Raw genomic sequence first — 622 nt, forward strand, 5'->3', positions numbered from 1 at the left:
TGATTGGGTCACCTCACCATACAGCGGGAGGCGAAGGCGTGCTGTGACTTCCTACTCGCCAGCCCGCACCGCCCTCGCCCACTCCTGCAGATACTCCAGCTTCGCCCGATCGCTGATCATTCCGCCGCGGATATCCCAAACAGCTGATCCAGCTGCTGTACTGAGTTCGACGCTGGTTGCATCGCCCAGGCTGCTGGAGCCGGTGGCGGCGGACACGATGGCGTCGGCCCGGGCGACGCGGACCTCGATGCGCAGCCGGCGGCGCTCATCATCAACAGCAGAATACTCGCTGCGCAGGCGGTCATTTTCGGTTTGTGCATGGGTCAGTTTCTCGGTTGAGGTTGTGTCGAGAGCGGCCAGGCGCGCTTCCAGCTCCAGGCGGTCGGTCTGTTGTTTACGGATAACCTCGGCGTTTGCCTCGGCGGTGAGGCGCAGTTGGTCAGCCCATTCGGTACGCTGTTCAGCGAGCTGCTTGCCGTAGTTATTGGCTTGCCACTCCCAGGCGACGACAGCAGCCAGCAGCATCAGGACGAGCACAGCCGCGCCGGTAGCGAATAGCTTGTATTGCTTCAGCCAGACGGTCATTTCCGGCCACCGTGCTCGAGGCTGAAGTGGTTGCCGT

1 protein-coding gene is annotated in these 622 nt (G+C 62.5%); it reads right to left on the bottom strand.

Annotated elements, in window-relative coordinates; genetic code table 11:
- Positions 1–51: 51 nt before the first annotated feature.
- A complete protein-coding gene (locus EA795_RS20735; RefSeq protein ID WP_122079245.1) occupies positions 52–585 on the bottom strand; it encodes a lysis system i-spanin subunit Rz in 534 nt (177 codons plus the stop codon).
- Positions 586–622: the final 37 nt, after the last annotated feature.

Source organism: Stutzerimonas nitrititolerans, assembly GCF_003696285.1.
Lineage (GTDB): Bacteria > Pseudomonadota > Gammaproteobacteria > Pseudomonadales > Pseudomonadaceae > Stutzerimonas > Stutzerimonas nitrititolerans.

Coding starts and splice junctions, on each gene's coding strand:
- EA795_RS20735 (WP_122079245.1), bottom strand. CDS start 585: ATGACCGTCTGGCTGAAGCAATACAAGCTATTCGCTACCGGCGCGGCT.